The 25,119-nt window shown below is 72.0% G+C and carries 25 protein-coding genes and 1 tRNA gene; 12 read left to right on the plus strand and 14 right to left on the minus strand.

All coding sequences use genetic code 11. The annotated features are described in order from the left end of the window. Positions 1–85: 85 nt before the first annotated feature. On the minus strand, positions 86–715 hold the full coding sequence (locus MKK69_RS09945; protein WP_243967609.1) for a flavin reductase family protein: 630 nt from the start codon (positions 713–715) through the stop codon (positions 86–88). Positions 716–1,246: 531 nt separating this feature from the next. Then, positions 1,247–1,810 (minus strand): nitroreductase, encoded by a 564-nt coding sequence (locus tag MKK69_RS09950; RefSeq protein ID WP_243967610.1) that lies wholly within the window; start codon positions 1,808–1,810, stop codon positions 1,247–1,249. A 164-nt stretch (positions 1,811–1,974) separates the two neighbouring features. On the opposite strand from MKK69_RS09950, the gene MKK69_RS09955 reads away from it, so the two are divergent. Continuing rightward, a complete protein-coding gene (locus MKK69_RS09955; RefSeq protein ID WP_243967611.1) occupies positions 1,975–2,895 on the plus strand; it encodes a hypothetical protein in 921 nt (306 codons plus the stop codon). Between the two features lie 18 nt (positions 2,896–2,913). Here MKK69_RS09955 and MKK69_RS09960 read toward each other — a convergent pair whose 3' ends face one another. Beyond that, the gene (locus MKK69_RS09960) at positions 2,914–3,807 is read right to left on the minus strand and encodes a DMT family transporter (RefSeq protein WP_243967612.1); all 894 of its coding nucleotides are present in this window, start codon (positions 3,805–3,807) and stop codon (positions 2,914–2,916) included. Positions 3,808–4,031: 224 nt separating this feature from the next. Between MKK69_RS09960 and MKK69_RS09965 the strand changes: the two genes are divergently transcribed. Then, the gene (locus MKK69_RS09965; protein WP_243967613.1) at positions 4,032–4,430 is read left to right on the plus strand and encodes a PRC-barrel domain-containing protein; all 399 of its coding nucleotides are present in this window, start codon (positions 4,032–4,034) and stop codon (positions 4,428–4,430) included. 92 nt (positions 4,431–4,522) lie between these two features. Here the strand turns inward: MKK69_RS09965 and MKK69_RS09970 are convergent, their stop codons facing one another. Then, complete coding sequence (locus MKK69_RS09970) at positions 4,523–4,765, minus strand: hypothetical protein (RefSeq protein WP_243967614.1); 243 nt, start codon at positions 4,763–4,765, stop codon at positions 4,523–4,525. A gap of 472 nt (positions 4,766–5,237) precedes the next feature. Between MKK69_RS09970 and MKK69_RS09975 the strand changes: the two genes are divergently transcribed. The 3 genes from MKK69_RS09975 (at position 5,238) to MKK69_RS09985 (ending at position 7,533) form a co-directional block, all read left to right on the plus strand. After that, positions 5,238–5,642, plus strand: coding sequence for a DUF2231 domain-containing protein (locus tag MKK69_RS09975; protein WP_243967645.1), 405 nt, complete (start codon positions 5,238–5,240; stop codon positions 5,640–5,642). Continuing rightward, positions 5,639–6,991 carry a PQQ-dependent sugar dehydrogenase gene (locus MKK69_RS09980; protein WP_243967615.1) on the plus strand — a complete coding sequence of 451 codons (1,353 nt, stop codon included), beginning with the start codon at positions 5,639–5,641 and terminating at the stop codon, positions 6,989–6,991. Before MKK69_RS09975 ends, MKK69_RS09980 begins: the two co-directional genes overlap by 4 nt. 287 nt (positions 6,992–7,278) lie before the next feature. Further along, positions 7,279–7,533, plus strand: a complete 255-nt coding sequence (locus tag MKK69_RS09985) for a hypothetical protein (protein ID WP_243967617.1) — start codon at positions 7,279–7,281, stop codon at positions 7,531–7,533. Positions 7,534–7,854: 321 nt separating this feature from the next. Here MKK69_RS09985 and MKK69_RS09990 read toward each other — a convergent pair whose 3' ends face one another. The 4 genes from MKK69_RS09990 to MKK69_RS10005 all read right to left on the minus strand — a co-directional run bounded on the left by MKK69_RS09990 (position 7,855) and on the right by MKK69_RS10005 (position 10,786). Beyond that, positions 7,855–8,049, minus strand: coding sequence for a hypothetical protein (locus MKK69_RS09990; RefSeq protein WP_243967618.1), 195 nt, complete (start codon positions 8,047–8,049; stop codon positions 7,855–7,857). Positions 8,050–8,431: 382 nt separating this feature from the next. After that, positions 8,432–8,776, minus strand: coding sequence for a hypothetical protein (locus MKK69_RS09995; protein WP_243967619.1), 345 nt, complete (start codon positions 8,774–8,776; stop codon positions 8,432–8,434). Between the two features lie 265 nt (positions 8,777–9,041). After that, positions 9,042–9,117, minus strand: a tRNA-Lys gene (locus MKK69_RS10000). A 100-nt stretch (positions 9,118–9,217) separates the two neighbouring features. Next, entirely contained in the window at positions 9,218–10,786 is a 1,569-nt protein-coding gene (locus tag MKK69_RS10005; RefSeq protein WP_243967620.1) for a 2-isopropylmalate synthase, read from the minus strand. A gap of 410 nt (positions 10,787–11,196) precedes the next feature. On the opposite strand from MKK69_RS10005, the gene leuB reads away from it, so the two are divergent. From leuB to ubiB, 3 genes are all read left to right on the plus strand, one after another. Beyond that, the gene (gene leuB, locus MKK69_RS10010) at positions 11,197–12,306 is read left to right on the plus strand and encodes a 3-isopropylmalate dehydrogenase (RefSeq protein ID WP_243967621.1); all 1,110 of its coding nucleotides are present in this window, start codon (positions 11,197–11,199) and stop codon (positions 12,304–12,306) included. A gap of 109 nt (positions 12,307–12,415) precedes the next feature. Further along, positions 12,416–13,198 carry a bifunctional demethylmenaquinone methyltransferase/2-methoxy-6-polyprenyl-1,4-benzoquinol methylase UbiE gene (ubiE, locus tag MKK69_RS10015; protein ID WP_243967622.1) on the plus strand — a complete coding sequence of 261 codons (783 nt, stop codon included), beginning with the start codon at positions 12,416–12,418 and terminating at the stop codon, positions 13,196–13,198. A 421-nt stretch (positions 13,199–13,619) separates the two neighbouring features. Next, positions 13,620–15,182, plus strand: coding sequence for a 2-polyprenylphenol 6-hydroxylase (gene ubiB / locus MKK69_RS10020; RefSeq protein ID WP_243967623.1), 1,563 nt, complete (start codon positions 13,620–13,622; stop codon positions 15,180–15,182). 15 nt (positions 15,183–15,197) lie between these two features. Here the strand turns inward: ubiB and MKK69_RS10025 are convergent, their stop codons facing one another. Then, positions 15,198–18,158: a response regulator gene (locus MKK69_RS10025; protein WP_243967624.1), complete on the minus strand. Its 2,961-nt coding sequence runs from the start codon at positions 18,156–18,158 to the stop codon at positions 15,198–15,200. Next, positions 18,155–19,369: a cell division protein ZapE gene (gene zapE / locus MKK69_RS10030; protein ID WP_243967626.1), complete on the minus strand. Its 1,215-nt coding sequence runs from the start codon at positions 19,367–19,369 to the stop codon at positions 18,155–18,157. Before zapE ends, MKK69_RS10025 begins: the two co-directional genes overlap by 4 nt. 305 nt (positions 19,370–19,674) lie before the next feature. Here zapE and MKK69_RS10035 point away from each other — a divergent pair, with 305 nt between their 5' ends. Continuing rightward, the gene (locus MKK69_RS10035) at positions 19,675–20,268 is read left to right on the plus strand and encodes a GNAT family N-acetyltransferase (protein ID WP_243967628.1); all 594 of its coding nucleotides are present in this window, start codon (positions 19,675–19,677) and stop codon (positions 20,266–20,268) included. A 9-nt stretch (positions 20,269–20,277) separates the two neighbouring features. Here MKK69_RS10035 and MKK69_RS10040 read toward each other — a convergent pair whose 3' ends face one another. Together MKK69_RS10040 and MKK69_RS10045 are read right to left on the minus strand one after the other, a co-directional pair. Beyond that, positions 20,278–21,039, minus strand: a complete 762-nt coding sequence (locus MKK69_RS10040; RefSeq protein WP_243967630.1) for a ComF family protein — start codon at positions 21,037–21,039, stop codon at positions 20,278–20,280. A gap of 27 nt (positions 21,040–21,066) precedes the next feature. Then, entirely contained in the window at positions 21,067–21,312 is a 246-nt protein-coding gene (locus tag MKK69_RS10045) for a hypothetical protein (protein WP_243967631.1), read from the minus strand. Between the two features lie 168 nt (positions 21,313–21,480). On the opposite strand from MKK69_RS10045, the gene MKK69_RS10050 reads away from it, so the two are divergent. Beyond that, positions 21,481–22,371: a methyltransferase domain-containing protein gene (locus MKK69_RS10050; protein ID WP_243967632.1), complete on the plus strand. Its 891-nt coding sequence runs from the start codon at positions 21,481–21,483 to the stop codon at positions 22,369–22,371. Continuing rightward, positions 22,368–22,730, plus strand: coding sequence for a DUF427 domain-containing protein (locus tag MKK69_RS10055; RefSeq protein WP_243967633.1), 363 nt, complete (start codon positions 22,368–22,370; stop codon positions 22,728–22,730). Before MKK69_RS10050 ends, MKK69_RS10055 begins: the two co-directional genes overlap by 4 nt. Positions 22,731–22,919: 189 nt before the next feature. Here the strand turns inward: MKK69_RS10055 and MKK69_RS10060 are convergent, their stop codons facing one another. Beyond that, a complete protein-coding gene (locus tag MKK69_RS10060) occupies positions 22,920–24,386 on the minus strand; it encodes a DUF6880 family protein (RefSeq protein WP_243967634.1) in 1,467 nt (488 codons plus the stop codon). 94 nt (positions 24,387–24,480) lie between these two features. Continuing rightward, positions 24,481–24,720, minus strand: a complete 240-nt coding sequence (locus MKK69_RS10065; protein WP_243967635.1) for a hypothetical protein — start codon at positions 24,718–24,720, stop codon at positions 24,481–24,483. A 142-nt stretch (positions 24,721–24,862) separates the two neighbouring features. On the opposite strand from MKK69_RS10065, the gene MKK69_RS10070 reads away from it, so the two are divergent. Next, complete coding sequence (locus MKK69_RS10070; RefSeq protein WP_243967636.1) at positions 24,863–25,117, plus strand: hypothetical protein; 255 nt, start codon at positions 24,863–24,865, stop codon at positions 25,115–25,117. Positions 25,118–25,119 lie beyond the last annotated feature (2 nt).

Genomic DNA, 25,119 nt, shown 5'->3' on the forward strand with positions numbered 1-25,119 from the left:
CGCGCGCAGGGGCTGAAGACAGCTGGAACCTGCGCCCGCTATGGTAAACAAGTCCTCAATCGCCCGTGACGGAACAAGTCCGGTTTCAGGATCCCGAGAACTCGCCCGCCCCCTTCGGCCGGCGCATCTGGAACCGCGTGTCCGCCGTCGCCTGAAAGTAGTCGAAGTATCCGCCGCGCATGATCGGGTGCATCGCGCCGGTATCGACCATCCCGTCCTTCACGTAGGCCGCGTCGACATAGATCGAGACCACCTGGCCGATGACCAGGAAGTTCTCGGCCTCGCCGCCGTCGAGCGGCACCAGCGGGACGGTCTGCAGCCACCGGCATTCGAGGGCGGCCGGCGAGGCCGCGACCCGGGGCGGGCGCACCTTGTGCGACGGGGCGGTGGCGAGGTTGGCGAAGGCGAATTCGCTCTCCCCGCGCGGCAGCGGCGCCGAGGAATCGTTCATCCCGTCGCGCAGGTCCCAGGTGGCGAGGTTGCAGACGAATTCCTTGCCCTCCTCGGCGAAGGTCATGGCGTCCTTGCGGCCCGAGGACGAGAACGCGACCATGTTGTCGGCCACGGCATTGAAGAACGAGTAGGGCGCGAGGTTGAGCTTGCCGTCGCGGCTCATGGCGCTGATCCAGCCGATCGGCCGGGGCGCGACGATCGCCTTGAGCGGGTTGTGCGGAAGCGCGCGCGCCTCCCGCGGGACGTCGAGATCGTAATGCACGGGCGGCCTCTCCAAAGCGCTGCCGGCCCAGCGTGGACCGGCCGGCAGCGACGCAGACCGTCCTTAACGCATGATCGCGATCGAACGCTGCGCGATGGAGTCCGATCGCCGGATCGATCCCGCAAGGCGACGATGGTTGCGCCTCTCCGGCGGCAGCGCTGTCACGTCCGCCGCTGGCGAGAACCTGCCGCGGAGACCCGCCAAGCGCCCGCTGTAGCTACCGGATTGCCCCGTCCATACGTAACGCCAACGCCTTGAGGAGAAAATGCTTTCCCCTCCCCCTTGCGGGGAGGGTCAGGGGTGGGGGTGGTGCAGAAGGCACCAGGACGCTCGATTCTGTACGACCCCCACCTCCGGCTCCTCCCCGCAGGGGGGAGGAGAGCAGGCCCCGGCCGAGATTCGGGAATCCGGTAGCCCACAGCGAAGGGCGGGAGAGGCGCAGCGTTGGTGGCCCCGCTTCTCCGGCGGGAATACCTCCTTCAGCCAATCCCACGCCGCGCTGGAGCGCGAAGGATCCCGGCACGCGCGGGCTCAGAGGTAGGTGACGACCTCGTCCAGCGCCGGCCGCGGGCGATCGGCGGGCACCTCGCGGGCTTGGCCGATATGGACGAAGCCCGCGAGCTTCTCCCAGGGGGCCAGGCCCAGCGCGTCGAGGACGCGGCGGTCGTAGGCGAACCACTCCGTCAGCCAGGAGGTGGCGAAGCCGGCCGCGTTGGCTGCGATCACGAGGTTCATGGTGGCGGCCCCCGCGGAGAGCACCTGCTCCCATTCGGGGATCTTCACGTGCGGCGCGGCGCGCGACACCACCGCGACGACGAGGGGGGCATGGGTCAGCCGGGCCCGCTCCTGCGCCAGGCGCTCGGGGGCGGCATCCGGATTGTCCGCCGCGAAGGCGTCGGCGATGAGTGCGCCGACCCGGTCCCGCGCCGCGCCGGCGATCACGAGGAAGCGCCAGGGCGCCAGCTTGCCGTGATCGGGCACGCGGGAGGCCGCCGCAAGGATCGTCTCGAGCTGCACCCGGTCCGGGCCGGGCTCGTCCAGCAGCGGCGGCGGCACCGAGCGGCGGGTCTTCAGGAGATCGAGGGTGGCGGTCATGGGCTCCGTCCCGGTATCGCGTCCCGGCCGGGATGTGGCATGCGCGGGTCCCCGTTGGAAGGGCGGCCTTGCCGTCGCCATGGTCCGGAGGCACAGGCGGCGGGCGATCCGCCGACGGAACCCCGTCCGGTGCGCCGCGGGGCAGATGGGAGAGGGGCCGATCGATGGGCACGAGGCTTGCCGCGACGATGTTGGCGATTCTCGTGACGGGAGCCGGTCTCACGCCCGCGCGCGCGCAGGATCCCCTTCAGAATCGCCTCGGCGGTCCCCTGCCCTCCCCGTCGATCACGACCCCGGACCTGCCGCCCGCCCTCCCGGCCATCGAGCCGGAGGCGCCGCTGTCCCTGTCGGCGCTCCTGTCGGGACCCGGGGTCGCGCTGCGCCAGGGCCTCTCATGGCGGATCTACGAGGATCGCGGCGACGGCACCCGGCCGTCGATCGTGGCACGCTCGACCGAGGCGGAGCCGCACTTCACCCTCGCGTCCGGTTCCTACGTCGCCACCGTGACCTACGGCTTCGCCAGCGCGTCGAAGCGGATCGTCATGGCGGGCCAGCCGATCACCGACACCCTGCGCGTCGCGGCCGGCGCCCTGAAGCTGTCGGGCGCCGTCGGCGACCAGAAGATCGCCCCCGCCGAGCTGTCGTTCTCGGTCTTCGTGCCGGTGGGGACCAATTCCGAGGGCCGGCTCGTGCGCGCGGGCATCAAGGCCGGCGAATTGCTGCGGCTGCCCGAAGGCACCTACCACGTGGTGTCGACCTACGGGGAGTCGAACGCCATCCAGCGCGCCGACCTCCGGGTCGAGAACGGCAAGGTCACGGAGGCGACCCTCAACCACCGTGCCGCCACGGTGACCCTCAAGCTCGTGGCGGCGCCCGGGGCGGAGGCCTTCGCCGGCACGGCATTCTCCGTCCTGACGCCCGGCGGCGACACGATCCGCGAGGCGATCGGGGCGTTCCCGCAGGTGACCCTGGCCGAGGGCGACTACGTGCTGATCGCCCGCCATGACGGGCAGGTCTACACCCGCGAGTTCAAGGTCGAGAGCGGGCTGGACCGGGACATCGAGGTCGTGGCCAAGTCGGGCTGAGGGCGGCCCGACGTCCCGTCAGGCGAACCGCCGCGCCAGCGCCACGCAGAGCGCGACCGCCGCGGCGGCGCCGATCATCGCGGGTTCGATCCGCTCGCCCAGCACGAGGGCGGCGACGCCGAGGCCGAGGAACGGCTGCAGCAGCTGGAGCTGGCCGATCGCGGCGATCCCGCCCCGGGCCAGCGCCCGGTACCAGAACACGAACCCGATCAGCATGCTGAACAGCGCCACGTAGGCGAGGCCCGCCCAGGCCGGCATCGGGATCGCCGCGGGCTCGGCCGGGCTCAGGATCAGGGCCAGCGGCAGGCTCACAGGCAGCGACAGGACCGTGGCCCAGGCGATCACCTGCCAGCCGCCGAGCCGCCGGGCCAGGACGCCACCCTCGGCATAGCCGAGGCCGCAGACCAGGATCGCGGCGAGCATCAGGGCGTCGCCGGGCCCCGGCGGTCCGTCGAGCCCCCGCGCGGCGAAGCCGACGGTGACCAGCGCGCCGCAGAGCGACAGCAGCCAGAAGGCCCGGGACGGCCGCTCCCCCGAGCGGAGGGCCCCGAACAATGCGGTGGCGAGCGGCAGCAGCCCGACGAAGACCGTGCCGTGGGCGGCCCCGACCGTCCGCAGGGCGAGCGCCGTGAGCAGCGGGAAGCCGACCACCACCCCCGCGGCCACGATGGCGAGCGCCGGCATGTCGCCGCCGCGGGGCCGTTTCTCGCGGAAGGCCGCGAGCGCGGCCGCCCCGGCGAGGCCTGCCAGGGCGGCCCGGGCCGCGCTGAGGAACAGCGCGTCCATCCCGGTCAGCGCGAGGCGCGTGGCCACCAGCGAGGCGCTGAAGATGGCGACGCCGATGAGCCCGTCGATCCAGGGCCCCGCGGTGCCGCGCTGCGCCGATACCGTCTGACTCGAACGTCTCGCCACGCAACCCTCCCGGTCAGGCCCGGCGGCGTGACACGGGTGGCGCGCGCCAGCCAGGGACGACGACCGGCGCGACCACCGAACTGTCCTGGCCCCCAATCGGTACGGTGCCGCGCCGCTGCGCACAGGTTCCATGTGTTGGGCGTTAACATTTCTGTGCCGCGCCGGAACGATGCGGCGGCTGCGGGCTTACAAGCCACCCATTTCGGGTTTCTGGAGATGTCTCGATGCGCCGCCTCGTCCTCGCTGCCCTCGCCGCCGCTGCCCTGACCGGACCTGCCCTCGCCGCCAAGGACGCGCCCGCGACCGTCGCGCCGAAGTTCGAGTCGGTCCCCCAGGACGCGGTCCTCAGCTACAACCTGATCGGCCTCAACGTGACGGATGCGCAGAACAACACCGTCGGCGAGATCAAGGATCTCGCGATCGAGCACGAGAAGCTCGTCGGCTACATCGTCTCGGTCGGCGGCTTCCTCGGGATGGGCGAGCACTACGTCGCGGTCTCGCCCGCCTCGATCGCGCTCGGCTACGACGCCGACGCGAAGAAGTGGAAGGCGATCATCGGCGCCAGCAAGGATCAGCTGAAGGCCGCCCCCGAGTTCAAGTACGACGGCAAGTTCAAGCGCTGAGCGATGCGCGCCGTTCCTGCCCGCGCGGCGGGTGGGAACGGCGCATTGCCGGCGACGCCGAACCGCCTCTGCTCCATGGGGCAGAGGTCGGCTCAGACGTGGCCTTCGAGCGCCGCGCGTGCCAGGCTGGCGACCACCGCCTCCCGCTTGGCCTGCTTGAGGATGATACGCGCCGCGGCCCGTGCATTGGCGGCCCGGAGTTCGGCCTGGGGGCCGCCGTCCCGCAGGGTCCGCCAGGCGAGGGCGCGGAACCACTTCGCGTTGGCCAGCGCGGCAGCGCGGCGGCTGATCGGACCCCCGACATCGAGCGGCTTTACAAGTGTTCCGGACGCCATTGGCTCAATCCTGGACTGCGATCCACCGCTTGTCCGGTTTAGAGACAAGAAATGGCGATGCCTGGGCATTTGGGCAATAGTGATGCCGGCAATAACGTTCTGACGGTTCGTAAGGATTCGGCATCCTCGAAACGTGGTAGGCCGGGGGTTCGGAGCGCAGCGGCGTTCGGGGCATTCGAGCGGCGTCGGCCTGGCGATCGACCCGATCCCGGTGCCGCAGGCCGCGCTGATTCTCGGTGTGCTCAAGCACGCGCCGCGAATGCCGGCGCGCCGGGCCCTGAAACGGCTGCAGCCGCGTTCGACACGCGTCCGTGATCCGGGCTTGCCCCGGACCGGGTGTCGGTTCCGGAACAATTGCGGAGACCGACGGTAGATCAAACACCGCGCGGCCGGTTCGTGCGACGAGGATCCCAGATTGGTTCAGACCCCTCCGCACGCGACCGCCCAGGTCGCCGGACACCCGATCCACGCGATGCTGGTCCCGATCCCGATCGTGTGTTTCCTCGGGACCTGGGTGACCGACATCGCCTACTGGCTCACCGCCAACATGCAGTGGGCGAATTTTTCCGCCTGGCTCCTGAGCGTCGGGCTGATCGTTTCGGCCCTGGCGGTGCTCGCCGGTCTGGTCGATTTCTTCGGCGACCGCCGCATCCGGCAACTCCGGACCGCCTGGATCCACGCCGCCGGCAATGCCGTGGCGCTGGGGCTCAGCATCGTCAATGTCTTCGTGCACAGCCGGGACGCCTACACGTCCGTCGTGCCCACCGGGCTGCTCCTGTCGAGCGCGGTGGTGCTGATCCTGCTGGTCACCGGGTGGAGCGGGGCGGCCCTGGTTCACCGCCACGGAGTCAGCGTACGAATGGGAGACCGGGCATGACCCGCCGTCGACAGATCCTCGCCGCCGCGCTCCTGCTGCCGCTCTCCGCCTGCGGGCCGGATCCCATCGATCCGCAGACCCAGGTCGGGCCGAACCCGCCCCTGCCCGAACCGCACCAGTATCTGCTTCCGCCGATGCACGTCTCCAGCGCCGTCGGCTGGAAGGACGGGGAGACGCCGCAGGTCGCCCCGGGACTCCAGGTGAAGGCGCTCGCCACCGGCCTGAAGAATCCGCGCTCGATCCTGGTCCTGCCGAACGGCGACATCCTCGTGGCGGAGAGCGGCGGCCCGACGCCGCCGATCAACCGGCCCAAGGAGATCATCATGGGCTGGCTGGAGGCGAAGTCGCATTCCGTCGAGACGCCCGGTCAGCGCATCACGCTGTTGCGGGACGCGGACGGCGACGGCGTGCCGGAACAGCGCTCCGTCCTCCTCGACAAGCAGAACTCACCCTTCGGGATGGTGCTGGTCGGCAACGACCTCTACGTCGCCGATACCGACGCGGTGATGCGCTATCCCTACACGACCGGCGCGACGACGATCACGCAACCCGGCGTCAAGCTCACGGAGCTGCCGGCGGGCCACATCAACCATCATTGGACCAAGAGTCTGACCGCGAGTCCCGACGGGACCAAGCTCTATGCCGGTGTCGGATCGAACAGCAACGTCACCGAGAACGGCATCGACGAGGAGAAGGACCGGGCGGCGATCTGGGAGATCGACCGGGCGACCGGCGCGCACCGGCTCTACGCCACCGGCCTGCGCAATCCGAACGGCCTGACCTTCGAGCCGCAGACCGGGACGCTCTGGTGCGTGGTGAACGAGCGCGACGAACTCGGGCCCGATCTCGTGCCCGACTACATGACCTCGGTGAAGGATGGCGGCTTCTACGGCTGGCCGTACAGCTACTGGGGCCAGCACGTCGATCCCCGGGTGATGCCCCAGCGCCCCGACCTGGTCGCCGCGGCGATCATGCCCGACTATTCCCTGAGCTCACACGTGGCCCCGCTCGGGATGACCTTCTACACGGGGTCCGCCCTGCCCCAGACCTACCACGGCGGCGCCTTCGTGGGTGAGCACGGGAGCTGGGACCGGAACCCGCTGAACGGCTACAAGGTGGTCTACATCCCCTTCGAGAACGGCAAGCCCTCCGGCAAGGCCCGGGACGTGGTCACCGGGTTCGTGACCGACGGGCGCGAGGCGAAGGGGCGGCCGGTCGGCCTCGCCGTCGACAGCCACGGCGCCCTCCTCATCGCCGACGATGCCGGCGGCACGGTCTGGCGGGTGACGGGTGCGAATTCGCAGTCGGATGCCGGGCCGGGCACGGGGCAGAACCCCATCCTCCGCTGAGCTCACCGTAAGGGGTGCGCGGCGTCGATCGGGTCCCGTCCACCCGCCACGATCGACTCTGCCGGGACCGGCTCCGATGGTCTGCCCCGGCCGGCATGGGCCCTCGCCCACATCGTGTCGCGGATGCGGGCGGCTTCGCCCGCAGGGCGATCTTGACCGCCTATCCGGTCTGGTATGGCTGCCGCGCGGGCCCCGGGGCCAGGAACAGCAACCCCGGACCCGGTGTTTCCCTCGGGACCGGCGGCGGCGTTCCGCGCACGATCGTCGGCAACGGAGGAGCATACGCCATGAAGCTCATTACCCTCACGCTCGCCGGCCTCCTCGCCGCCGCGAGTCCCGCCCTGGCGGCCGAGACCGGCAGCGGCATGAGCCGGTCCGGGACCGCCAACAGCACCGGTCCGAACGATGCCGGTTCCGGCTCGACGCCGGGGGCGAAGGGCAGCGGACCGTCGACCGGGTCGCTGAGCCGCTCCGGGACCACCAACAGCACGGGCGCGAACGATGCCGGATCCGGCGCGAAGCCCGGCTCGACCGGCCGCTGACCCGGCGGGCCGGCTTCGGCGCCGATGATAGGTGTTGAGAAGCCCCGCCCGGCCGATGCCGGGCGGAGGCGCAGCCGCGGACCGGTCAGTATCCGCAGTACCCCTATCCGTCGGAGCACCGATCATTGCCGGGAGGCCCGTGAGAACCGGCGGTGCCATCGTGCGGGTCGCGCCCGTAGGGATAGCCGGCCAGACCGTAGCCGACCCGCGCGCCTCGGCGCCGGACGGGGCGAAGGCCAGCGCCGCGCGTCGGGCCGCCGATGCGCCCGCGAGGCATTTCAGGGCGTCATCTCCGCGTGGTGGGATCATCGGTCGACCACGTCACGGTCGCGATCCGATTCCGCGCGGCGCCACCGCCTCGTTCGGACCGGGCGGGCTGAGGGTCGCGTCGTCGCCCCGATCGCCGATCATCGGTGCGGCAGCCCCGAAGCCGAGGATTGCTTCCACGATCAGGCCGTCGAGCCTGTCGGCGACCTGAAACGCCCCGTCGACCACCCTGTGCAGGATCCAGTTCATGGTCCGATCCCCCTGAGGTCCGGCTGCGCCGCCATCCGGTGGCGGCGCGTCGGATGATGAGGCTCATCCGATCCGCATCGGCGGGATCAGACGAAATGCATCGGCAGAGCGCGGTCGAGCATCTCGGCATAGGTGCCGGCCAGGACGGCGACGGTCGCCACGGCGACGGCGGCGGCGAGGGTGAGGCGGGTGGTGAAGGTCATCGGTCGGCTCCATCGGGTCCGCGTCGGTGTTCGCGGCATGGCACCGATGTAAGCGCGTCCGTTCGGGATTGGCGTGCTCCGGCACACGAGCGCGGCGCCGTCTCAGGCCTGCCGCCGACCGGGGCGCGCGCCGGATCCGTCGCCTGGAGACGTCGCGTCGGCGCGGAACCGTGCCGTGGTCAGCAGCCGCCGCAGATTGGCTTGGCGGTTTGCTGCCCCTCGCGCTCGAGGCGATCCATGGTGGCGCTCGCGTTCCGGGCCTGGGAGCCGGGCCGGGCTTCGGCAGCGGGCGGCGTGCTGACCATGCCGTTCGGATCGGCCGCGTCCCCGGAACCTGACCGGCTCCCCTTGCGGGCCGCGACCAGGGCCGGCCGGTCGACTGCGCCCGCGCGCAGCGGTGCCCAGGCGGCTCGTTCGCGCATCGAGGCATCGAGCTGGGCCGCGGGGTCCACGCCGGTCCCGGCGGCCGCCCCGAGGCCGGGCCTCAGCAACTGCCCGGGCTCGGTGCTGCGCGGAAGGGCCACGGTCGAGGCCGCCCTCGGCGGAGCACCCAGGGCGGGCGGCGCCGTCGCTGCCGGACCCAGGCATCCGCCGAGCGTCAGGGCGCAGCAGAGGAGAGCGGCGGTCCGCAGGGCGACGATGGCGGGCTCCTCGAGGCTCGGGGTTCAGGTCTTGCCGACCGGCCGAAAAAAGCGAGGTGCGATGCCGACGCTCACGTCCGCGGCATCAACGGTGCGCGTATCCGCAGCAATCTGCGGGATCCGCAACGGTCATCGTGTCTGTAAGTCATGGTGGGCGCACTAGGGTTCGAACCTAGGACCCGCTGATTAAGAGTCAGCTGCTCTACCAACTGAGCTATGCGCCCGATCGCGTCCGCGATCCGCCCCGGCGGCCACCAAGTCCGTCGGGGTGGCGGGCTGATACCAACGCGGCCGGGGACTGTCCACCCCCGGCCGCGGATTTTCTCATTCCGCCGCGGCATGCTGCGCATGCACGCGCACGGCGTGGGCCGCGAGCTTGTTCAGCGCCGAGAGATACGCCTTGGCCGAGGCCACCAGGGTGTCCGGGTCGGCCCCGCGGGCGGTGACGCTGCGCTCGCCGTCGCGCAGGCGCACCGAGACCTCGGCCTGGGCATCGGTGCCGCCGGTCACGGCGTGGACCTGATACAGCTCCAACTCGGCCGTGTGCGGCACCAGCGCGGTGATCGCGTTGAACACCGCGTCGACCGGCCCGTTGCCGTCGGCCTCCTCGATCCGCGTGCCGGTCTCGTCGGCGATGCGCAACGTCGCCCGCTGCGGGCCGCGGGTGCCGGCGATGACCGAGAGGGAAACCAGCCGGAACCGGTCGTGCGCCGTGGCGAGGTTCTCGTCGACCAGCGCCTCGATGTCCTCGTCGTAGACGTGCTTCTTGCGGTCGGCGAGCGCCTTGAAACGCTCGAACGCGTCCTGGAACTGGTTGTCGGAGAGGTGCAGGCCGAGATCGTCGAGCTTGGAGCGGAAGGCTGCCCGGCCCGAATGCTTGCCCATCACCAGGGAGGTCTTGGACAGGCCGACCGAGGCCGGGGTCATGATCTCGTAGGTCTCGGAATTCTTGAGCATCCCGTCCTGGTGGATGCCGCTCTCGTGCGCGAAGGCGTTGCGGCCGACGATCGCCTTGTTGAACTGCACCGGGAAGTTGGTGGCGTGGCTCACGAGCTTCGAGGCGCGGGTCAGCATCGTCGATTCGACGCCGGTCTCGTAGGGCAGCACGTCGGCGCGGGTGCGCAACGCCATGACGATCTCTTCCAGCGCGGCGTTGCCGGCCCGCTCGCCGATGCCGTTGATCGTGCACTCGACCTGGCGGGCGCCGCCCTCGATCCCGGCGAGCGAGTTGGCGATGGCGAGCCCCAGGTCGTTGTGGCAATGGACCGAGAACACCGCTTTATCGGCGTTCGGCACCCGCTCACGCACGCTGGCGAACATGTCACGATACTCGTTGGGCGTGGCGTAGCCCACCGTGTCGGGCAGGTTGATCGTCGTGGCGCCGGCCTTGATTGCCGCCTCGACGCAGCGGCACAGGTAGTCGAGGGGGGTGCGGGTCGCGTCCATGGCCGACCATTCCACGTCCTCCACGAGGTCGCGGGCCTGGGCCACGGTCTTCAGGATGATCTCGACCACCTCGTCCTGGCTCTTGCGCATCTGGTGCGCGAGGTGGATCGGCGAGGTCGACACGAAGGTGTGGATCCGCGCGCGTTTGGCGTGGCGCACGGCCTCGCCGGCCCGGGCGATGTCGGCGGGGATCGCCCGGGCGAGGCCCGCGATGGTGGCGCGCTTGGTGCGCCGGGCGATCTCCGACACCGCCTCGAAATCACCCACGGAGGCGATCGGGAAGCCGGCCTCGATGATGTCGACGCCCATCGCGTCGAGGAGTTCGGCCACCGCGAGCTTCTCGTCGAAGGTCATGGTGGCGCCGGGGCATTGCTCGCCGTCGCGCAGCGTGGTGTCGAAGATCACGATGCGGTCGCGGGCCGGAGCGGTGCTGGTGGACGATGTCATGGCGTTACCCTGTCGCGGGCCGCCCGGCACTGGGCTCGGGGCGGCATGGTGCCCCCGGGGGGCTGAGAGTCGCGAGTGCAGACGATCCCCTGAAGGCCCAGGCGCGCGCGCCCGGACGGCCCTCAGGGGCGGGTAAGCAGAAGCGGAAGACGAAGCCCGGCACGACGCGCACGCGACCGCGGCGCCGTGAGGACGGCGCGGGCGGTCTCGGTCGCTGAGCCGGCTCTGGCCAAGGCTCGTCTCTCCCGGGTGAAGCGCGGACGGCGTGATGCAGCACCCGCGCGGTGGGCGGCAGAGGTAGCGCCCGCGTGGCCCAAACACAAGGGCGGCCGCGACGCGGGCGCCTTGCCAATCGCGGTGCGCCCTCGATAAAGCCGCCCGGCCCACCGAGAGAACCCGCGAGACCGTCCATGGCCAGCTACAAGCTCCTGCTCCTGCCCGGCGACGGGATCGGCCCCGAGGTCGCGGGCGGCCTGCAGGTCGTGCTGGACGCCCTCAAGGAGACCGGGCTCGCCGCGTTCGAGACCGAGACCGACCTCGTCGGCGGCTGCGCCCTCGATGCCCATGGCAGCCCGCTCTCGGACGCGACCCTGGGGCGGGCCAGGGATGCGGACGCGATCCTGCTCGGCGCGGTCGGCGGCCCGAAATGGGCCGGCGTCGCCTACGAGAACCGCCCCGAGGCCGGTCTGCTGCGCCTGCGCAAGGATCTGGAGCTGTTCGCCAACCTGCGCCCGGCGATCTGCTACCCGGCGCTCGCCGAGGCCTCCGCGCTTAAGCGTGAGCTGGTCGAGGGCCTCGACATCATGATCGTGCGCGAGCTCACCGGCGGCGTCTATTTCGGCGAACCGAAAGAGATCACCACGCTGCCGGACGGCTCCAAGCGGGCCGTGGACACGCAGGTCTACACCACGGCCGAGATCGAGCGGATCGCCCGCGTGGCCTTCGATCTGGCGGGCAAGCGCTCCGGCCGGGTCGCCTCGGCCGAGAAGCACAACGTGATGAAGTCCGGCGTGCTGTGGAAGGAGGTCGTCACCAAGGTTCATGCCGAGCACTACGCCGACATCGAACTGGAGCACGTGCTGGCCGACAACTGCGCCATGCAGCTCGTGCGACGGCCCAAGCAATTCGACGTGCTGGTGACCGACAACCTGTTCGGCGACGTCCTGTCCGACCTCGCCGCGATGCTCACGGGCTCGCTCGGCATGCTGCCCTCGGCCTCGCTGGGCGCGGTCGATGCGAGCGGCGTGCGCCGGGCGCTCTACGAGCCCTGCCACGGCTCGGCCCCGGACATCGCCGGCCAGGACAAGGCGAACCCCATCGCCATGATCGGCTCGCTGACCATGTGCCTGCGCTACTCCTTCGGCCTCGGCGAGGCCGCGGACGCCCTGGACGGCGCCATCACCGACGCCCTGGCCGGCGGTGCGCGCACGGCCGACATTGCCGGCCCGGACACGAACCCCATCGGCACGCGCGCCATGGCCTCGGTGGTGGCCGACGCCCTCCGGAGCCGCGTCCGCTAAGGGGGACGCGGGCGCGTCGCGGCACCGGGCTCGCTGCCCGACCGTCCGTGACGCATAGCGAACGGGCGCGACCTTCGCTATGACGCGCCGATCGAGGAACGGGAGCGTCATGAAGGCCGGCGACGGGACATCCGAGCGCGCGAGCGCGGATTTCGGCTTTGAGCGCGTGGCGCTCGACGAGAAGCAGGGGCGCGTCGACAGCGTTTTCCACTCGGTCGCCCGCCGCTACGACATCATGAACGACCTGATGTCGGCGGGCCTGCACCGGGCCTGGAAGGCGCAGCTCGTCTCGATGCTGCGGCCGCCGCATGGCCGGCCCTTCGCGCATCTCGACGTCGCCGGCGGGACCGGTGACGTGGCGTTCCGGGTCCTGGCCGCGGGCGGCCCGCGCACCCGGGTGACGGTGCTCGACATCAACGAATCGATGCTGCGCGTCGGCGCGGAGCGGGCGCGGGAGAAGGTCGAGGGCGCGGGCGACCGGATCGCCTTCGTCGCCGGAAATGCCGAGAGCCTGCCCCTGCCGGACGCTGCCTTCGACGCCTACACGATCGCCTTCGGCATCCGGAACGTGCCGCGGATCGAGGTCGCCCTCGCCGAGGCGCGGCGGGTGCTGAAGCCCGGTGGACGCTTCCTGTGCCTCGAATTCTCCGCCGTCGACATCCCGCTGCTGGACCGGATCTACGACGCCTACTCGTTCAACGTGATCCCGCGGATCGGCGCCCGGGTGGCGGGCGACGCGGATTCGTACCGCTATCTCGTGGAATCGATCCGGAAATTCCCGACCCGGGGCGCCTTCGCCGGGATGATCGAGCGCGCCGGCTTCCGCCACGTCACCGACCGGCCGCTCACGGGCGGGGTCGTGGCGATCCATTCGGGCTGGAAGGTCTCCTGATCTTGGCCATCAGCGCGCGCCGCTACCCCTTGTGCGTACGGGTCAGGGGTGGAGGTGGTGCAGAGGCGACCGCCGGGATCCATCCTGCACCAGCTCCGACTCCTGTCCACGAGGGCGATGGCCTGCGCGGGTTTCGCGCCGGTACCCATCGCCGAGCGCGACATGCCCCCCCTCCCGTGCGGGAGAGGGTTGGGGTGAGGGGCGGGACGGCTCAGGATCGCGACCACCATCGCGGCGCGTTCGGGCCGAGCCTCCTCCGGCGAGGGCGCGCCCCTCACCCTGTCCCTCTGGCGCACGGGAGAGGCGACCTGCGCGATCGCAGCCAACCCTGTGATTGCACGGCGCCGCAAACCTGCGGAGCCGGTCGCCACAGGGGGGACGCGCGGCCCGGCGCGGCGGTCACCGCTTGGGCGCCTCATCGATGATCGGCGCCGCGATCAACCTGTTCCGCGGTGCCCGGGTCGGCTTCGTGCTGGCCCGGGAGGGCGCGCTCGCCCTCGCCGACCCGTCGGACCTGCCGCCGCACCTGCGCCTCGCCCTGCGGCTCGGGCGCACCCTGGAGCGGCCGGGCCTCGACGACGGGGCCGCCCGGCTCTCGGCGGCCCTGACGCGGCTCGGCCCGTCCTACGTGAAGTTCGGCCAGTTCCTGGCGACCCGGCCCGACATCGTCGGCATGCGGGCGGCCTTCGACCTGGAGAAGCTGCAGGATCGGGTGCCGCCCTTCCCGCAGGCGACCGCTCTGAAAGTGGTCGAGACGGCCTTGGGCAAGCCGGTCCACGACCTGTTCCTGTCGTTCAGCGAGCCGATCGCGGCGGCCTCGATCGCGCAGGTCCACAAGGCCGTGGTGCAGGATGCCGACGGGACGCAGCGCATCCTCGCCGTCAAGGTGATGCGGCCGGGGGTGCGGGAGCGCTTCATGCGCGACCTCGAAGTCATGCGCTTCATGGCCCGGGTGGTGCACGCGCTCTCCCCGCAGGCCGAGCGGCTGCGCCCGCGCGAGGTCGTGGAGATCCTGGCCCGCTCCGTCCTGATGGAGATGGATTTCCGCCTCGAGGCGGCGGCCGCCTCCGAGATCGCCGAGAACACCCGGGGCGATACCGATTTCCGCGTGCCCAAGCCCGATTGGGAATTGACCGCCCGGGAGGTGCTGTCGGCCGAATGGATCGAGGGAACCCGCCTGCACAGCGCCGCCGAACTCGCCGCCGCCGGGCACGATCCGCAGGCGATCGGGCGCATCGTGATCCAGAGCTTCTTGCGGCAGGCGATCCGCGACGGGTTCTTCCACGCGGACATGCACCAGGGGAATCTGCTGGTCGATGCCGAGGGCCGGCTGGTGGCGGTCGATTTCGGCATCATGGGCCGGCTCGGCGCGAACGAGCGCCGGTTCCTCGCCGAGATTTTGCTGGGCTTCATCCTGCGCGACTACCGCCGGGTGGCGAAGGTCCATTTCGAGGCGGGCTACGTGCCGGCCCACCATTCCGTCGAGGATTTCGCCCAGGCGATCCGGGCGATCGGCGAGCCGATCCACCAGCGCCGGGCCGACGAGATCTCGATGGCCAAGGTGCTGACCCTGCTGTTCGACATCACCGCCCTGTTCGACATGAGCACCCGGACCGAGTTGGTGATGCTCCAGAAGACCATGGTGGTGGTGGAGGGCGTCGCCCGCTCCCTCGACCCGCGCCTCGACATGTGGACCACCGCCGAGCCGGTGGTGCGGGCCTGGATCGCCCGCAACATGGGCCCGGTGGGCCGCGCCCAGAGCGGCCTCGAGGCCCTGCGGGTGGTCTCCGACGTCGTCGGCAATATCCCCGACCTCGCGACCCGGCTCAAGCGCGTGCTGGTCCGCCTCGACGAGGCCGGCACGGGCGATGCGCGCCGGCTGGAGCGGTTCGCCCGGGATGAGCGTCTCCGGGCGATCTGGTCCACCGTGGCTTTGTGGGGCATCGCCATCGGCGCGCTGGTCCTGGCGTTCCGGGGCCTCTGAGCCCCCGTCTGCCGGTCAGGCGGCGTCGGCCTGCGCCGGCATCAGGGCGCGGAGTTCGCGGGCGAGCTCCGCGAGCCCGGTCTTGCCCTTGGCGAGCACCCGGTCGGCCTGTCCAGCGAGGCGCCGCCGGTCCTCCGCGGTGATGTCCTTGGCGGTGAGCACCACCACCGGCACGTCGCGCCACTCCGCCCGCTCCCGGAGGGTGCGCAGGAAGGTGAAGCCGTCCATCTCCGGCATCATCAGGTCGAGGAGGATCAGGGCGGGCCGCTCCTGCGCCATCGCGTCCAGCGCGCGGACGCCGTTCTCGGCCTCGCGCACGGGGAAACCCTCGCGCCGGAGATACGTGCAGAGATGCTCGCGCACATCCGGCTCGTCCTCCACCACCAGGATCGGTCCCGCGCCGCCCGCGGGCCGGAACCGTTCGACGATCTGGCGCAGGCTGCCCCAGTCGATCGGCTTCTGCAGGTAGTCCGTCGCGCCCAGCGAGAAGGCGAGGTTCTGCTCGTCCAGCACCGTCACCATCACGATCGGGGTCGCCCCGATCTCCGGCTCGGCCCGCAGGGTCCGCAGCACCGCCCAGCCATCCATCTGCGGCATGGTCACGTCGAGGAGAACCGCCCGCGGGCGCAGGCTCCGGGCGAGTTCGAGCCCCCGCCGCCCGTCCTCGGCGACCGCCACCGAGAAGCCCTCCCGCTCCAGGAAGCGGGCCAGCAGATCGCGGGTGGCGGCATCGTCGTCGACCACCAGGATGGTGTTGCGGTCGCCGACCACGGCGCCGGCTTCGTCCGGGTCCGGCGTCCCGGGTTCCTGGAACCGCAGCGGCAGCGTCAGCGTGAAGGTGGTGCCCTCCCCCTGGCGGCTCTCCACGGTAATCGCGCCCCCGAGCATCCCGGCGAAGGCCCGGGTGATCGCGAGGCCGAGGCCGGTTCCGCCGAAGCGGCGGGTCGTCGAGGCGTCCGCCTGGGCGAAGCGCTCGAACAGCTTGCCCACCTGCTCGGCATTCATGCCGATGCCGGTGTCAGAGACGGCGAAGCGCAGCATGTCCCCGGCGCGGGCGACCGCCAGGGTGATCCGGCCGTTCTCGGTGAACTTCGCGGCGTTGCTCAAGAGGTTGATCAGGCACTGGCGCACCTTCGTGACGTCGGTATGGGCGCTGCCCAGATCCTCCGCCAGGTCGAGCACCAGGGCGTTGCCCTTCTTGCCGATCAGCCCCTCGACGCTGTCGGCGACCTCGCGCACCACCGCGGCTACGGCGAAATCCTCCGCGAAGATCTCGATCCGGTCGGCCTCGATTTTCGAGATGTCGAGCACGTCGTTAATCAGGCCGAGTAGGTGCCGGGCATTGGACTCGATCTTCTTCATGTCCCCGATGAGCCCGGCCTCGCCCAGATCCTCCAGCTCCTCCTGGACCATCTCGGAATAGCCGATCACCGCCGAGAGCGGCGTGCGCAATTCGTGGCTCATGTTGGCCAGGAACTGGCTCTTGGCGGTGTTGGCCGCCTCGGCGGCCGCGCGGGCGGCCTCGATCGCCGCCTCGGCCTGCTTGCGCTCCGTGATGTCGGTGTGGGTGCCGACCCATTCGCGCAGGGTCCCGTCCGGTTCGAGGATCGGGACGGCGCGCACGCTCATGTGCCGGTAGGCCCCGGACGCGTCGCGGATGCGGTGCTCGGTGCTGTAGGATTGCCGCGTCGCCACCGCCCGCGCCCAGGCGGCTTGGGTGCGCGCGCGATCCTCGGGGTGGACGACGTCGAGGAAGCCCAGGCCGGCATAGGCGATCTCGTCCTGCCCGGTGAAGCGGCTCCAGGCGACCTGCCGGCGCTGCAGGCTCCCCTCCGGATTGGCCGTCCAGACGATCGCCGCGCTGGCCTCGATCAGCGAGCGGAACCGTTCCTCGCTCCGGCGCAGCCGGGCCTCCGCCAGGTGGCGGATGGTGTCGTCCACCACCACGAGGCCGACGCCCTCGACATCCTGTCCCGCCTCGCCCGTGACGGCGTCCGCGCCGCGGAGCGGGTAGAAGCTCATCGAGAACTGGCGCAGGCCCCCCGGCGCCGAGGGCGCCGGCACTGCGACCGGGACGTCGGGCGAGACGAGGCCCTCGCCGAGCGCCGCGGCGAGCTTGGGCGCCAACTCCTCGCGCAGAGTCGGCAGCATCGCCCAGATCGGGGCGCCGAGATCGGCCCCGAAGCCCCGCTCGCTCATGGTGGCAAGCGCCCGGTTCATGTGGCGGATCTGCAGGTTGCGGTCGAGGAAACCGAGGCCGACCGGCGCGTTCGCCAGGACCCCGTCGAGGAGGCGCGACATGCGCAGGGATTCCTGCCGCCGGACCAGGGCGAGCCGCGCCAGCAGCACGATGGCGCCCAGCGCCGCGGCGCCGGAGAGCAGGAACAGGACCAGCCCGCGCCGGTGCGCGCGGACCTGGAGGGCGGCGAGGTTTTCGGCGGCGACCTCCTGGCGCGCGGCGGCCTCGATGCGGATCGCGTCCATGAGGCGCTTGCCCTCGCCCGTCCGGACGAGGTCGGTCGCCGCGTCGAAGCCCTGGTCACGGCGCGCCGCGATCACCCGGGTGGCGAAGTCCCGCTTCTGCGCGACCAGACCGGCGAGCGCCCTTCCGCCGGGGCGGACCGGCTCCTGCGCCACCGAGCCGAGGCTCGCCAGTTCCGATTCGATCTTCGGCAGGGCGAGCGTGTAGGGCGTGAGATACGCCTCGCTGCCGACCAGCACGAAGCCCCGTTCCCCGGTCTCGAGATCCTTCACCTCGGAGATCAGGCGCTCGACCTCGCCGATGATGGCGCTGGCCCGCGCGGTCGCGGCCCTGTCGGCCTCGCCGGCGAGGTAATTCGCCGTGCCGGCCGCCAGGGCGACGACGAGCAGGATGAAGGCGGTGGGCGAGCTCAGGAGCGGACCCAGGGGCCCCGCGCCGCGCCAGTTCCGCCGGCGCAGGCGGAAGATCGAACCGACGCCGGTACGGGCGCTCATGTCTCGACCAGCCCGGTGCTGGCACCCGACGCCTCCGAATCGGATCGGCCGTGCGGCAGGGCGAGATAGTCCCGGGAGCGCATCTCGATCAGGCGGGAGACGGTCCGGTCGAACTCGAAGGCCTCCCGGCCGGTCCCGGCAGCGTAGAGATCCTGCGCGTCGGCGGCGGCAGACGCCACCAGCTTCACGTGCCGGTCGTAGAGCGTGTCGATCAGCGTGATGAAGCGCTTGGCCTCGTTGCGCTCGGCCTCCTGCATCACGGGGATGCCGTCGAGGATCACCGTGTGATAGGCGCGGGCCAGCGCCATGTAGTCGGAGGCGCCGAGGGGTTTCCGGCAGAGATCGTCGAAGGCGAACCGCGCGACCCCGCCCGCCGCCTCGGGAATCGCGACCTGCCGCCCCTGGACCGTCAGGGCCGCCGGCCGGCCCTTCGCCTGTCCGGTCAGCCCCTTGAAGGCGGCGTCGAGGGCGGCGCGGGCGGCCGCGTCCGCCGGGACATGGTACACGGCCGCGCCGCCGAGCTTCTCCAGGCGGAAATCGGTGCGCGCGTCGAGGCGCATCACCTCCACCCGCTCCTTCAGCGTCTCGATGAACGGCAGGAACAGCGCCCGGTTGAGCCCCCCCTCGTAGAGCCGGTCCGGCTCGACGTTCGAGGTCGCCACCACGGTGACGCCGCGCCGGAACAGGTGGCCGAACAGGCGGCCGAGGATCATGGCGTCGGCGATGTCGGTCACGGTGAATTCGTCGAAGCACAGCAGCGTCGCCTCGTCGGCGAGCTGGTCGGCCACGGGTCCGATCGGGTCGTCGCCCTTCACGGTGCCGGCCTTCAGCGCCTGGCGATAGGCGTAGATGCGCGCGTGGGCGTCCGCCAGGAAGCCGTGGAAGTGGACCCGCCGCTTCGGCTCCGGCGCGGCCTCGTGGAACAGGTCCATCAGCATCGTCTTGCCGCGTCCGACCGAGCCCCAGATGTAGAGCCCCCTCGGCGTCTCGGGCTCGTCCCGGCGCCGGAACAGCCAGCCCAGCGCGCTGGTCTTGCTCGCGCGCCTGCGGCGCTGCAGATCCTGGCTCAGCCGGTCGAGGGCGCGGACCAGCCGCGCTTGAGCCGGGTCCCGCTCGATCGTGCCGGTGGCGACGAGGGCCTCGTAGCGGTCATGGACAGGTCCGGGCGAGACGGCGCCGGCCCGCGCCTCCGGCGACGGAGAATGTTGCATGCCGGGTCTGTCGTTCACGCCGCCGGTTCCTCGCCCCTCGCCGCGGCGCCCGACCGGCACCTCCCGCCCCGCCGCCGCGCCGGGCCTTCCCCTGTGCCGGGGAAGACCGGCCTGAATCAAGCCCGTGCGGAGGGCCGGCGGATCGGATGGCGCATCCGGCCGGCGCATGGCAGCCACGCGGACGCGGCGCCCGGGTATTCTGCTGCATTGCACAACGCCGGGCGAGGTGCGAGATCAGGGCCGTGTTCTAGGGAGGGACGTCCGGATCAACCTGCGCGGCAACGCGCGAAGACCGGAGACCCATCATGGCCGTTCGAGCGAGCGACGTGTCGGTCCACAGCATCCGGCGCCTGTGGCCCGCCGACCGCAACGCGGTCCTCGCCTATTTCCTGCGCCTCGATCCCGAGACCCGGGCGAGCCGCTTCATGGGCAGTGTCGGCGAAGCCGGCGTGCGGGCCTATGCCGCGCAGGCGATCCGCGCCGAGGGCGCGATGTACGGCGCCTTCGTGGACGGCGTCCTGCGCGGGCTCGGCGAGCTCCGGCCGATGGGGCTGACCCGATCGCGTCTCGTGCTGGGCCCCCAGGCGGAGGCGGCCTTCGCGGTGGAGCCGGCCTTCCGCCGCCGGGGCATCGGCGCCGATCTGTTCGCGCGGATCGCCCGCGCCGCGCGTCACCGCGGCGTGACCGACCTGCACGTGCGCTGCCTGTCCGGGAACGGGCCGATGCTGCGGCTGGCCGCCAAGCACGGGGCGGCGCTCCAGCGCGCGGGCGGCGAGATCGACGGCGCCCTCCAGCTCGAACGGCCGACGCCGGTCTCGCTCTGGTACGAGGGCATCGCGGAGGCGTTCGACTTCAGCCTGGCGGTGAGTTTTCCGGACCGGGACCGCGCCTCGGCCTGAGGCCGCCGCTCACCCGGCCGCGCCGTCGATCAGGGCGAAGGTCAGCAGATCGACGGCGGCGGCCCCGCCGCGCAGGAGCGCCCGGGCGGCGGCGTTGCCCGTGGCCCCCGTGGTGGTGACGTCGTCGACGAGGAGGACCCGGCGCCCGCGGATCCGATGCGCCTCTGAGGGCGGCACCCGGAACGCGCCGCTGAGGTTCTCGGCCCGAGCGGCGCGGCTCAGCCCGACCTGCGGGCGCGTCGCGCGAACGCGGGCCAGAGCGGTCGGCGCGAAGGTGAGCGTCGTCCCCGCGGTGATCGCCCGACCCAGGAGCGCCGCCTGGTTGAAGCGGCGGCGCCACAGGCGTCCCCGGTGCAGCGGGACCGGCACGAGGCACTCCGCCTCGGCGATCAGCGTCCGGCCGCTCGCGGCCATCATCCGCGCCATCACGCCCGCGAGGTCGAGGCGATCCTCGTCTTTCAGGCGGTGGACGAGACGACGGGCGACGGCGTCATAGAGGGCGACGGCGCGACCCCGTTCGAAGACCGGCGGATCGGCGATGGCCCGGGGGGACAGCAGCGGCCCGACGCCGAGATCCACCGCGAACGGCGTCCCGTACCGCTGGCAGACCGGCTCCTCGATCAGGCGCAGGCCCGACCAGCAGGCGGGGCAGAGGGCGCCGGGATCGGCCGTGGCGGCGCCGCAGGCCACGCAGGTCGGCGGGTAGATCAGCGCGAGCGCCCCGCGCGGCAGGCCGCGCAGGGCCGAAGCGACGGCCTGGAGCGCCGTCACGGCGGTGCCGAACCGGCAGTCTCGGCCTTAGCGAGCCGAGACCGGACGCGCGTCGGGGGCCATCGGCTGCTGGTCCAGCTGGCGGGCGCGGGCATTGGCCCGGTGGCGGCCGATGGCGCAGCCGGCCGCGGCACCGAGGAGGCCGTGATGGCCCGCATAGTGACCCGCGATACCGCCGACGATGGCGCCCTTGATGCAGCCCTTCGCTTCGGCGGTGCCGGCCGCGGTGAGGGCTGCGAGGGCCATGGCGGCCCCGACCAGCATGCGCGTCATGGTGGAAACTCCTCAATCGTCTCAGCCCTGGGGCCGCATCCAGCAGGAACAGCGACGCTGCCGAGTCGTTCCACCATCCTACATCCGCTCACGGGTCCGTGTGGACCCGTCGGAACGCGGCCGTGCCGGTGCTGGCGGCCGGGGCTCGCGCACGCCATCTGAGCATCGATGGACGCCCCTTCCGCCCTGCTCGACACCGCCCTCGCCCGGCACCGCCTCGCCCGCGCCGCCAGGACCGGCTACGCCGGATTCCTGCTCGACCGCCTCGTCGAGGATCTCGACGATCGCCTCGGCGCGGTGCTGCGCGGCTTCTCCACCGTGCTCGACCTCGCCACGCCCATGCCGGCGGCCGTACCGGTCCTGGCGGCACGGTACCCGGAGGCGCTGCATGTCCGGCTCGCCCCGTGGCCCGAGCCCGGCGCCGGCCGGATCGTCGGCGATCCGGAGGTGCTGCCGTTGGCGGCCGGGAGCGTCGATCTCGCGGTCTCGCTGCTGACGCTGCACGCGGTCAACGACCTGCCGGGCACGCTGATCCAGCTCCGCCGGACCCTCCGGCCGGACGGCCTGTTTGTCGGCTGCCTGCTCGGGGGCGCCACCCTCACCGAGCTGCGCCAGAGCTTCGGGCAGGCCGAGAGCGAGGTCGAGGGCGGGGTCAGCCCGCGGGTCGCGCCCTTCGCGGCCGTCCGCGAGGCTGGCGCCCTGCTGCAACGGGCGGGCTTCGCCCTCCCGGTGGCCGACACCGACACGCTCACCGTGCGCTACGCCGACCCGTTCGGCCTGATGCGCGACCTCCGGGCCATGGGCATGACCAACGTGCTCACGGAGCGTCGGCGGACGCCTTTGCGCCGGGCGACCCTGCTGCGCATGGCTGAGATCTATGCCGCGCGCTTCTCGGATCCCGACGGCCGGGTGCGGGCGACCTTCGAGGTGCTGTGGCTGTCCGGCTGGGCGCCGCACGAGAGCCAGCAGAAGCCGCTGCGGCCCGGCAGCGCCAAGGCGCGCCTCGCCGACGCCCTCGGGACGATCGAGTTGAAGCCGGAGGAAGGACGTTCGTCATGAAGCTGCCAGGGCCCGACCACCCCATCACCATCACGCCGGAGACGCGCCGCGTGCGCGTCCTCGTGGCCGGCATCGCGGTCGCCGACACGCGCCGCGCCCTGCGCCTGGCGGAGGGCCGATACGAGCCGGTGTTCTACGTGCCCCGGGACGACATCCGGCAGGAGCATTTCGCGGCCTCCGCGCGCACGAGCCATTGCCCGTACAAGGGGGATGCGCGCTACTTCGACCTCGCGGTCGACGGCACGAACCGGCCCGACGCGGTGTGGAGCTACGAGGCGCCCTACCCCGCGGTCGCGGCGATCCGGGAGCACGTGGCGTTCTACCCGGACCGGGTCGATGCCATCCTGGTGACGGATTGACGGAGGCCATCGTCCGGTCGACGGAAGGGCACTTCAGAGCGGCCACGCGCCCGCCCTCGCGGGGGGCGGAAGACGCGGGCCTGTGTCCGCCATCGCCCCTCCCAAAACGATGTCCGACCATCGTAGCCAAGACGGGAGCGCGGGTTCATCGCGGTCGAGACCCATGGCCCGCCGCGCGCGGGAGCGGTCCTAATCCCGCACCAATCCCCAGAAGGCGTGCCTGCGCCCATACACCCGCCGCAGCTCCGCACGGTAGGCCTCCGGGTCGGGGTCGAGGGCGCCCGCCTCGATCCGTGGGGCCAGGCCGCCGAGTTCCGCGAGGTAGCGGGCTGCGTGCGGATAGGCGGCGTTCCGGTTGTCGGCGAGGATGGCGTCGATCAGCCGGCGGTAGAGGATCGTGGCGGCGAGCGGATGGTCCTGGGCCATGGCTTCGGCGGCCGGTGCCAGCACCGCGTAGTCCTGGCCCCGCCAGACAGCCGGCCGGTCCGTCACCAGCCGGGCGGCGCGCCGCAGGTCCGGCCAGCCCACCAGGAAGGCGAGCGCCCGATGGGGGTCCGGGAAGGCCGCGGCGTGGTCGAGCGCGCGCAGGAGCGCGTCCTCGTCCTCGAAATCCGGAAGCTTGGCCAGATGGGCGCGCAGCAGCGGGGCGTCCAGCTCCCGCACGAACTGCGCCCAGCGCAGGGCCTGCGCGTCGTCCCCCCGCCCGAGGGCGTCGAGGACCGCGATCTCCACCATCAGCCGCTCGCGCTCCACCGCCCGCAGGTCGAAGCCGGCGATCAGGTCGGCCCGGGTGGCGAGGCGGCGTTCCGGATCCTGCGGCCGCCGGATCCAGTCCAGAGCCTCCCCCGGGCGCCCGGCGCCGAGGAGGCGACGGGCGATCTCGGCACGGTTCTCGCCGCCCGGCGCGATCGCTTCCTCCAGTGCGACGAAGGCGTCCGGGTCGCCCCGGCGATCGGCGATGGCCTGGCGCAGGCGCAGGATCTGGCCACGGACGGCCGCGCGGTAGGGAGCCGGCGCGTTGCGGGGATGGCTGGTCCCGGGTTGTGCCGCCGCGGCCTCGGACAATCGGCCATCGATCTCGGCGAGGGCGTCGGCGGCGAGCGTCGGGATCAACGCGCCGAGGACCGTGCCCAGGGGGCCGAACGGATCCGCGGTGACGGACGACAGCAACCGCGTGGCGACCTGCGCGGCCGCCTCGGGCGGCAACGCACGCGCGATGGCCACGAAGGCCTCGGAGGCCCGCTCGAACACGCCCTGGACGGTGCCGTTGCCGTCGTCCACGCGGTTCAGGACGCCATCGGCCGCGTCGAGGAAACGCCGGAGCCGGTCGAGGGCGGCGGCGGGATCCAGGGGGCGCAACTCGTCGAGGATCACCGTGACCGTGGCGTTCAGGTCCGCCACGAAGGCGCGCCGCCTCTGCCAGTCGATCAAGCCCTCCGCCGATTCGAGGGCGGCCAGCCGCCGGTCCACGATCCCCGCCACGGCCTCCGGACCCTGAAGCGCGGCCAGAGCCGCGCTCACCAGTTTCTTGAAGGCCGGATTGCGCCCGGTCTCGCCGAGGATCAGCCCGATCAGGCGTTCGGGAGCGAGCGCGGCCAGGGTTTCGGGTGTCGGCGTCGTGCGCCGCGCACCCTTGGGCAGGGCCGTTCCCGCCAACCGCTGCTTGGCGCCCGCCGCCCCTTTTCCGATGCCTGCCCGCGCCACGTCGGCCCCGTCGATGCGCCCGATCCCGCGGGCCGCGACCGTCTCGCTACTCCACGACCTTGGCGCGGGGCCGATCGTTCCCTTGGGCGGTCTCGTCGTGCCAGCCCCCGGCTTGGTCCTGGTAGCGGATGCCCTCCGTGGACCCCGGCACCTGTTGCTCGGCGGCCGCGGCCTGAGCGGCCTGCAGCGCTTCATCGCGGCTCGGGAACGTCTCGGAGAAGACGTCGCCGACCTTGTAGGCGAAGCCGCCGTCATGCTCGACGATGCGATAGGTAACCTCAGACATCTCACCTCCTGCACGCGCCCGTCTTGGTTGAGCGCGAACCCCCCGGAGGCGAAGCGGTTCCAGAACGGCCGCGCCTTCGGCCTCCGATCCGCCGGAAAGTGCCCGTAGCGGGGACCGATCCCGGCGCCAGACGATTCATCCGATGCAGCTTCGACCGATCCTCGCCCTCGTTCTCCTCGTGTCCGCGCAGCCGGCCCGCGCCGAGGACGGATTCTTCGACAGGCTCTTCGGCGGGTCCGGGCGGGGCGCGCCGCCCAACCCCTTCGCGTCGAATTACCCCTCCGCGCCGCCCACGGCCGAGGACATCCGGTCCGAGCGCCAGCGGCGGGCCGGCCGCGGCGAGCACGGCGGCCGGGAGGCCGGCCCGCTGCCCCCGGGGCGCGTCCCGGAGGAGTGACG

This window comes from Methylobacterium sp. J-026 (assembly GCF_022829585.1).
GTDB lineage: Bacteria > Pseudomonadota > Alphaproteobacteria > Rhizobiales > Beijerinckiaceae > Methylobacterium.